We start from the raw sequence: 8,132 nt of genomic DNA, 5'->3' as shown, positions 1-8,132 counted from the left end.
TCGTTTTTCAACCATGATTACTCATGGAAGCTGCGTTATGCCGTCGTGCACTTCTCTGTGGCAATTAGAACAAAGAAAAACGCATTTATCCAGTTCATCTTTCACTTGCTCCCAGCTTCTGGTATACCCTTTAGCGGAAATACCAAAATCTTTTTTGCTGGAATCAAGATGGTGAAACTACAAAGCGTTAATGCTTTTCCTATAACCACAAATTGCGCATCTACCGCCCTTATACTCTATAGCCATCTTTCTAATCATTTTTCTTCTCTTATCTACGGCTCTTTTCAAGTATTCGGCGCGGTCGGCATATTTCCTTTTATCTTTTGCCATAACTCTATTATAGCAAAGATTTTGTGTTCACAGCCAACTGCGCTACCGCTGCGCTACCCGGGAAAAATTAATTTTAGATTTAAGAATTATGAATTAAGAATTACGAATTTTGTTATTCTATTATAATAAATTCTCTTTACATGTCAAAATTTTAAGTTCTTAAATCGTAATTCTTAATTCTTAGAAATCTCGCAATTTCTTCAAGCCGTCGTGTTTTCTAATGCGCTCCAGGGCCTTGGCTTCAATCTGCCTAATGCGTTCGCGGGTAACTTCAAACTCCTGCCCCACTTCCTCCAAGGTGTGAGCCACGCCGTCAATCAAACCAAAACGCATTTCCAGTATTTTCTGCTCGCGGGGGGACAAAGTTGCCACCACCTCTTTCACATAATCTTTCAAGAGTTGCAGGGCGGCGGACCGGTCCGGAGTGACATTTTTCACGTCCTCAATAAAATCTTCCAAAGTGGAATCCTCTTCATCCTCGCCCACGGTTGTCTCCAAAGAAATAGTATCCTGGGAAATTTTTATAATATGCCTAACTTTATCTATATCTTCGCCCATCTCCGAAGCGATTTCCTCCGGCATCGGCTCCCTGCCCAGGTCTTGGATTAAGCGCCGCTCCACCTGCGTAAATTTATTAATGGTTTCAACCATATGGACCGGAATGCGGATGGTGCGCGACTGGTCGGCTAGAGCGCGGGTGATTGCCTGTCTGATCCACCAAGTGGCGTAAGTTGAAAATTTATACCCCTTGCGGTATTCAAATTTTTCTACGGCCCGAAACAAGCCGATATTTCCTTCCTGAATTAGGTCTAATAGGCTCAAACCTTTGGCGCCGACAAATTTTTTGGCAATAGAAACGACCAAGCGCAAATTAGCTTCAATTAATTTCTTTTCCGCTTCTTTATCTCCCTTTTCTTTCCGTTTGGCCAATTCAACTTCTTCTTCGCCATTAAGCAGGGGGACGCGCCCGATTTCCTTCAAATACATCTGGATGGAATCGGAATTTAATTTTAATAAATCAACATTCTTGGCGCTGTTAGCCAAGGCTTTCTTGTCCGCTCCGGCCTTCTTTTCTCCTCCCTTTTTGCCTTTTTCCTCCTCAAAATCCAAAAATTTTCCCGCATCTTCAAATATTTGGACGCCGCTTTCCTGCAAGCGGCTTAAAAAAACCTCATAATCAAAAACATATTCCTCTACTTCCGGGAATAAATGCAGCAATTCGGTTTCTGTTACAAAACCGCGCATCTTGCCTTTCCTGATTAAATTTTCCAGACTCTCTCCGGTCGGTTTTATTATTTCCGCCGGAACGATCATTTTTTTTCTAGCAACTCTTTTTTTCTCCGCTCGCTTCGCCGCCGTCTTTTTTCTGCTAAAAACCTTGCCCTTTTTGCCACGGATAACCTTCCCCTTTTTCGCCCTTTTTTTCCCGATCTCTCGGGTTTTCTTCGCTTTTTTTGGTTTTTTACCAGCCAAAGATTTTTTTCTGCTCTTTGCCTGCCTCGCCTGCCCCGCCGTGGCGATGGCCTTAGCGGTTTTCTTTTTCCTTTTATTTTTCATATTTTAATTTATGAATTCGTAATTGCTAATTGATAATTCGTAATTTAATTTATTCCCCGATCTCTCTTATCTCGTCAGACAGCATTTTTAATTCTTCCATCAATTCCCCCGCTTTCTCCGCCTCGCCGTCATCTTCGCAACGGCCAATCGTTTTTTCTATCTCTTTCATCCGGCATATCAAATAATGCTTTTTTAAGGCCATAACTATCTTTATAGTTTCTCCTTTGGCTTTTTCCTCGTCTAGGTCGTAAAATTCTTTATCGCCCAAAAGAACCAGCCGGTCCAATAATTTAAGCTGGTTACCGCCTTCATTTCCGGGCGGAAGAGAAGAAGAATTCTTTAAAAACCACTTTTTTAATCCTTCATAGTCAAAATCTGAAAAAATTTTCGCTTTCTCCGCTTCATTTTTATTGCTAATAACCTTATTATAGTAAATTATTAAATCCCTGTAAAACAATTTATTGGCCGAACCGACGATCTGGTCAGGCTGAATATGGTCTGTGATATAAGCAAGTAGGCCGGAGAATCTTATGCCTAGGGCCAACATCAGTTCAGAAAGCAATTCCTCCCGGCTTTTTCTAGGGCTTAGATTTGTTTCATCCTTTTCCGGCTTACGGCCGGCCGGCCGGCCGTCTTCTTTGTTCTCCAGTTTTACAAGAGTCTCCCGGAGAAGGCTTTCCGACACCTCAATTTTTTCCGCCAATTTTTTGAGCCAAAAGTCTTTTTCTATCCTATTGCCTAATTTTGAAAGAACCGGCAATATTTTTTTAACCGCTTGGCGCTTGTCTGCCACTTCTTCCAAATTCAAGCCGGAAAATATCTTGCCAAAATAATATTCCATTATCGGCTTGGCTTGGACAACCGCCTTTCTCCATTCTTCCGGGCTGGTTTTTATGCATTCGTCCGGATCTTTTCCAGAAGGGATAATTATTAATTTTATATTCATCTCCGCCTCCATCGCTTCCCTGATTCCGCGGTCAGCCGCCATCTGCCCGGCCTGATCCATGTCAAAGCCCAGAGCAATATTTCCGGTATAACGCTTTAATAATTTAACCTGTTCTCCGGTCAAGGCCGTACCTGAAGAAGCTATAACATTCTTAAAATTATTCTGATGGGCCGTAATCGCATCCATCTGGCCTTCCACAATTACGGCCAAATCTTCGCTCTTTATCGCCATTTTGGCTTTGTCCAAACCGAACAAAATCCGGCTCTTGTCATAAATCATTGTCGCCGGGCTGTTTATGTACTTGCCCATTTTTTCCGTGTTTTCCTTGTCCGGCCTGACCCGCGCCGAAAAAGCCACAACCGCCCCGTTTATGTCAAAAATGGGGAACATTATCCGATCGCGAAAGCGGTTATAAAACTTCGCGCTGTTGTCTTTTTTTGTGGAGAGACCAGCTAAAAATATTTCATTCTCGCTATAGCCCCTGGCTTTAAGCATATTTATTAAATCGTCCCAGGAATCCGGACTATAGCCTATCTGCCAAAACTCAATTGTTTCTTCTTTCAGGTCCCGGCTGGTTAAATATTCCCTCACGCTTTTAGCTTCTTCTTTTTTTAAAGCTTTGCGGTAATAGTCAGCCGCCGCTTCCATAATATCTAAAAGCCGGTTTCGTTGCGAAGTTAGTTTTGGATTCTGCCTCTCCAGGGTTACTCCCGCTCTGGGGGCAAGATTGCGCAAAACTTCGGCAAAGCCCAACCCCTCAATTTCCATTATAAAAGAAAAAACATCCCCGCCCCGGCCACAGCCGAAACAATGCCAAATCTGCTTTTCCGGAGAAACTATAAAAGACGGGGATTTTTCCCGATGAAAGGGGCAAAGCGCCCGAAAATTTATTCCGGCCGGCTTCAGGGGAATATATTCCCTGATTATTTCCACAATATCCAGCCGCGATTTTATTTCCTCAACCTGATCCATCTTAGAAAATTAAAAATGAAAAATTAAAAATGAAAAATGCGACGCAACAAACTCTTTTTTAGCTCTGGTTCGGCTTTATTATCATACTCTCCCTGCCCCATCCTGTCCAACGGATCCGTGTTTCCCGCAGCCTTGGCGAAAATGTTCTGGCTATCGCCTAACATTCCTTTTAATCTGGCGATCTCTGATTCTACCTGCTCTCCGCCATACTCGGCGTTGTGCTTGTGAGCGCCGGCGTAGCTGGCTTGTTTTTGGTCCAAATGCAGATTAAAAATAACCTTTCCGTTTTCTTCGATAAAATACATATGGAAACGAGGGTAAAAATTGCTCCCCAAACGACGAACAAAACTTTCCTGGCCGCTTCTTCTGTCTCTTATATAAGCATATCCGACACGACGCAACCACTGCTCCGGCGCCGTATCAAGCTCACTTTTATTTATTATTAACTTCATAAATCAGTAATATAATTTTAAATTTTAAGTTTTAAATTATAATTAAATTTTAAATGACTAAATTTTAATTGTTTAATTTTGACATCCGTCGTAATTTAAAATTTAAAATTTGTTATTTAAAATTTCTATACCATTCGACATGCTTTCTTCCAACTCTCCTTATATAATTCCAACGTCTCCTCCTTGCTCGGCAATTTCTCTACGGCCCTTTTTGCGCCTTCTCCCAGCCTCTTTCTTAAATTTTCATCCCCCATTATCCTACGCATAGCTTCTTCCAGTTCTTTCCGGCCGCCAACCGGAATTATTATACCTGACTCGCCGTTTTTTATCACTTCGCCGGCGCAGCCCACGTCAGTCATAATTATGGGCAAACCGAAACTCGCCGCTTCTATTATTACCATCCCCCAGCCTTCATAATTTGAAGTGAGCAAGAGCGCGTCGGCTTGAGCGTAAAATTTTTCTAAATCGCTTTGCCAGCCTAAAAAAGTCACATAACGCGCAACACATAACGCGCAACAAATTTGTTCTAGTTTTTTCCTTTCAGCGCCGTCACCGACAACCAAAAGTTTTGTCCCGGGAAATTGTTTAACTATTGTAGCTAACGCCTCAATCTGCATTTCAATATTTTTAACGGGCACTAACCTGCCAACCGTTAAAAAGATAAATTTGTCGTTATGTGTTACGCGTTCCACGTTATGTGTTACGCGTTCCACGTATATCGGCACGACCGTAATCTTTTCTTCTTTAACCCCAAAATTAGAAACTAATTCTTTTTTTAGCCTTTGGCTGACCGTTCTGACAGCGTCTGCCCGGGGAATAACAAATTTAGCTATCATTTTTCGCCAGCCGAAAAATTTTTCAAAACCATGAATCTGGATCTCTAAACCGATTTTAAATTTACGCGCCAGTTTCAGGGTCAGCCAGCCCAGAAAGTATTGGTCCTGAACCGTAATTAAATCATATTTTTCCTCTTGTAATAATCTTTTGGCCAGCCGGAAAACCCGGAAAAGCTTTATGGCCTTATTACTACCCCCTTGGCCATAAACCCTTACTTTGTCCGACAAAACCCTTTCTTTATCTTCTTGGGCCGGCACGACCACAGTATATTTTTCAACCATTTCCCCATATTCAAAGGCCCGTCCAGCTAAATGGGAATTCTTATTTAAAATTGAATTATCCAAGCCTAGGCTTAAAATTTTCATTTTTATAAATTTTTAAAAAAATTATAATGGTCTCGGGCCAAATCAATCTTGCCTCTTTCCGTGTTTATTGTTTTAATCTCCCTTAGATAGTTATCATAATTATTTCCGTCTAAAAGACGAACTATCTTTTCTTTTATATCGTCCCCATTAAAAGGATCTATAAAAATAAGTTTTTCTTTGTATGTATTGTAAAAACCGCATTCGCGAGTAACTAAAACGGGCTTTTTTAGTTTTAAACATTCCAATACTAAATTCGGGCTTATTTCCGTTATTGAAGGCGCTAAAACTAAAAAACTGCCGAAAATCTCTTCGGCCAATTCCGGCCAAGCCAGTCTTTTTTTGAAACTAAGCCGATTTTCAATCTTTAGCTTTCTCGCCAGTTTTTTTAAATTTTCTTCTTCCGGCCCTTCGCCAATAACCAGTAAATTAATCTCTGGCAGGCGCTTAACCACCTCAAAAATCTTAGCAAAATTCTTTAATTTAATCAGCCTTCCGGCAAGTAAAATCCGCCTGCCGCCACCGAACAGCTTTTCCGGCGGAATAAATTCGGGAAAAATATTATCAATAACAAAAACCTTCTCCGGTTTAACTTTTAAATATTTCTCATAAATTTCTTTCTGCCACAAAGTAGAAAATATTATTTTATCGCATTTTGACAAAACAAATTTATAAACATACAAAAAAAATTTTTCAGAAAAATTTTTTTGCTCCTCGTAATATCGGCTTAAAGGCTTATCCGTCCAGCCGTTATCATAAGCTTTCTCCCACAAAAAATCTCCGCCTAAACGGACAACTAATTTTGTTTTTGGCTTTAAAAACTTAACTAAAGCGCATGGCAGGCCGACGCTCACTAAATCGTGGGCGTAAATTATATCCGCCCGGCCGGCCAATCCTAAAACCTGCCAGAAATATTTGAAATAGCGAAAAATAATATTCTGCTTCCGGCTAACCTTGAAAACTTGGCTCCCATTGCTTTCGATCCCCGCCTCGCCATAAGTGACAACCTTGACTTCGCACCCAAGCTTAGGCAGCTCTTCGCACAAAGTTTTCGTGTAAGTGGCCGGCCCGCCGATATCCGGCGGGAAAATGCCGGTGGCAATTAAAATTTTTAAACCTTCTCCCCCGTACTTTTTCCTTTCTATTCTTTTCTTTTCAAAAATTATAAAATTATAAATTAAAAAACTGCCAGAACCCAAGAGAATTCCCATTATTATCTGGGCCGAAATGTACATTATGCCAAATTTATCAACTAACAAATACATGCCGCCGGCGTTAAACAGTAAATTTACCACCCCGACAATAAAATATAAAGATATCTGCCGATAAATTTTTTTTCGGCCATTATCGCGGAAAGTCCAGAACTTCTGCAAAGAAAAGCTTATTAAAAAAGCGACAACAAAAGCCAAGCTGGCGGAAATCACATACCAGATGCCAAAAACATCAGTAAAAATATAAAGGCAACCCAAATCAACAACAGCGGCTGTCCCGCCGGAAATAATGTATTTTACAATTAACTTATATTTTTCCAGCCAACTGTAAATATTGGGGCAAACGGAGTTAAAAATTTTTTTACAGCTTCGGTAAATATCAAACATAAAAAATCTAGCTTTAAAAACTCATAAATATTTTTTCCATCTTTTTCGCAATTCCCTCCCAATCGTATTTTTCCTCAACCATTTTTCTGGCGTTGTCTGCCACTTTCTTCACCTCTTCTTCATTTTTTCCGTCTAAAATCCATTTTATTTTTTCCGCGATGCTTTCCGGATCCCTGACCCGGCAAAACCAGCCGGTTTCACCATCTGCCAAGAAATCCGGTATGCCGCCAACTGGCGTGGCAATAACCGGCGTTCCGGCCGCCATGGCTTCCAAAAAAACATTGCCCAACCCTTCGGAAAGGGACGGCCGGCAGAAAACATCGGCCAAAGCGTAATATTTCGGCAACTCTTCCGGCGCAATAAAACCCAAAAAAATCACCTTGTCGCTGATTCCCAATTTCTTGCTTCTTGCTTCCAGCTTCTGCCTCTCTTCGCCATCGCCGCAAATCAATAATTTCGCTTCCACGCTTTTTATCGCTTCAATCAAATCGCCTACCCCGTTCTTTTTTACTAGCCTTGAAACTGTAATTATCACTTTTTCATCCTCCCCAATCCCCAAACTCTTTTTAAATTCGTGATTCTTAATTCTTAATTCGTAATTCTTAATTCCCGTGTCCACTCCGTTCGGCACAACTTCTATCGGGCAAATTGCTCCCATCTTTTTCGCCCAATCCTCCAGATAACGGCTTATCGCCTGGATATAATCGGCTCTCGCAAAAATATTTTTGAACCTTTTTTTTATAAATATGGTTTTGCGCTCCACTTCGGTCAAATCATCCCCTTCTTGCAAAGTAAGCAAAAATTTAACTTCAGGGTTTTCCTTTTTAAAAGTTTCCGCGGCCAAGCCGCCAAAACTCGCCATAATTGCCCAAACAGCATCGTATTTATTTTTTTCATGCGATTTTTTGGCAAATTTCGCCCCTCCAAAAGCCAGCCAAAGCTTATCAAAAATCGGCAAACCAATGCCGATCCGGTACACGTTAATATTGCCCAGCCGTTCAAACCTGGGCAGTTTCCTGTCCATTCTGGCCGTTATCATATCAAACTCTATATCAGAAATCCGTTCGGTTATTTCCCG

General features: G+C 41.1%; 7 protein-coding genes. All 7 read right to left on the bottom strand.

Going from position 1 to position 8,132, the window contains the following annotated elements; all coding sequences use genetic code 11:
- Nucleotides 1-177 precede the first annotated feature (177 nt).
- Nucleotides 178-330: a hypothetical protein gene (locus PHQ42_04770; protein MDD5072016.1), complete on the bottom strand. Its 153-nt coding sequence runs from the start codon at nt 328-330 to the stop codon at nt 178-180.
- A 180-nt stretch (nt 331-510) separates the two neighbouring features.
- Nucleotides 511-1,887 carry a sigma-70 family RNA polymerase sigma factor gene (locus tag PHQ42_04765; protein MDD5072015.1) on the bottom strand — a complete coding sequence of 459 codons (1,377 nt, stop codon included), beginning with the start codon at nt 1,885-1,887 and terminating at the stop codon, nt 511-513.
- A 49-nt stretch (nt 1,888-1,936) separates the two neighbouring features.
- Entirely contained in the window at nt 1,937-3,805 is a 1,869-nt protein-coding gene (gene dnaG / locus PHQ42_04760) for a DNA primase (protein MDD5072014.1), read from the bottom strand.
- 23 nt (nt 3,806-3,828) lie between these two features.
- The gene (locus tag PHQ42_04755; GenBank protein ID MDD5072013.1) at nt 3,829-4,257 is read right to left on the bottom strand and encodes a hypothetical protein; all 429 of its coding nucleotides are present in this window, start codon (nt 4,255-4,257) and stop codon (nt 3,829-3,831) included.
- Between the two features lie 125 nt (nt 4,258-4,382).
- The gene (locus PHQ42_04750) at nt 4,383-5,459 is read right to left on the bottom strand and encodes a glycosyltransferase family 4 protein (protein MDD5072012.1); all 1,077 of its coding nucleotides are present in this window, start codon (nt 5,457-5,459) and stop codon (nt 4,383-4,385) included.
- A 2-nt stretch (nt 5,460-5,461) separates the two neighbouring features.
- A complete protein-coding gene (locus PHQ42_04745; GenBank protein MDD5072011.1) occupies nt 5,462-7,054 on the bottom strand; it encodes a GtrA family protein in 1,593 nt (530 codons plus the stop codon).
- 13 nt (nt 7,055-7,067) lie between these two features.
- Nucleotides 7,068-8,132 (bottom strand): glycosyltransferase family 4 protein (locus tag PHQ42_04740; GenBank protein ID MDD5072010.1); only part of this gene is annotated, 1,065 nt, incomplete at its 5' end.

The sequence above is a fragment of the Patescibacteria group bacterium genome, from assembly GCA_028711655.1.
Lineage (GTDB): Bacteria > Patescibacteriota > Patescibacteriia > Patescibacteriales > JAQTRU01 > JAQTRU01.
The sequence above is the reverse complement of the archived record's forward strand: the minus strand, read 5'-3'. Positions and strand labels throughout refer to the sequence as shown.

Excerpts from the sequence above, each read along its gene's own strand:
- PHQ42_04770 (MDD5072016.1), bottom strand. The coding sequence starts at position 330 with ATGGCAAAAGATAAAAGGAAATATGCCGACCGCGCCGAATACTTGAAA.
- PHQ42_04765 (MDD5072015.1), bottom strand. The coding sequence starts at position 1,887 with ATGAAAAATAAAAGGAAAAAGAAAACCGCTAAGGCCATCGCCACGGCG.
- dnaG (MDD5072014.1), bottom strand. The coding sequence starts at position 3,805 with ATGGATCAGGTTGAGGAAATAAAATCGCGGCTGGATATTGTGGAAATA.
- PHQ42_04755 (MDD5072013.1), bottom strand. The coding sequence starts at position 4,257 with ATGAAGTTAATAATAAATAAAAGTGAGCTTGATACGGCGCCGGAGCAG.
- PHQ42_04750 (MDD5072012.1), bottom strand. The coding sequence starts at position 5,459 with ATGAAAATTTTAAGCCTAGGCTTGGATAATTCAATTTTAAATAAGAAT.
- PHQ42_04745 (MDD5072011.1), bottom strand. The coding sequence starts at position 7,054 with ATGTTTGATATTTACCGAAGCTGTAAAAAAATTTTTAACTCCGTTTGC.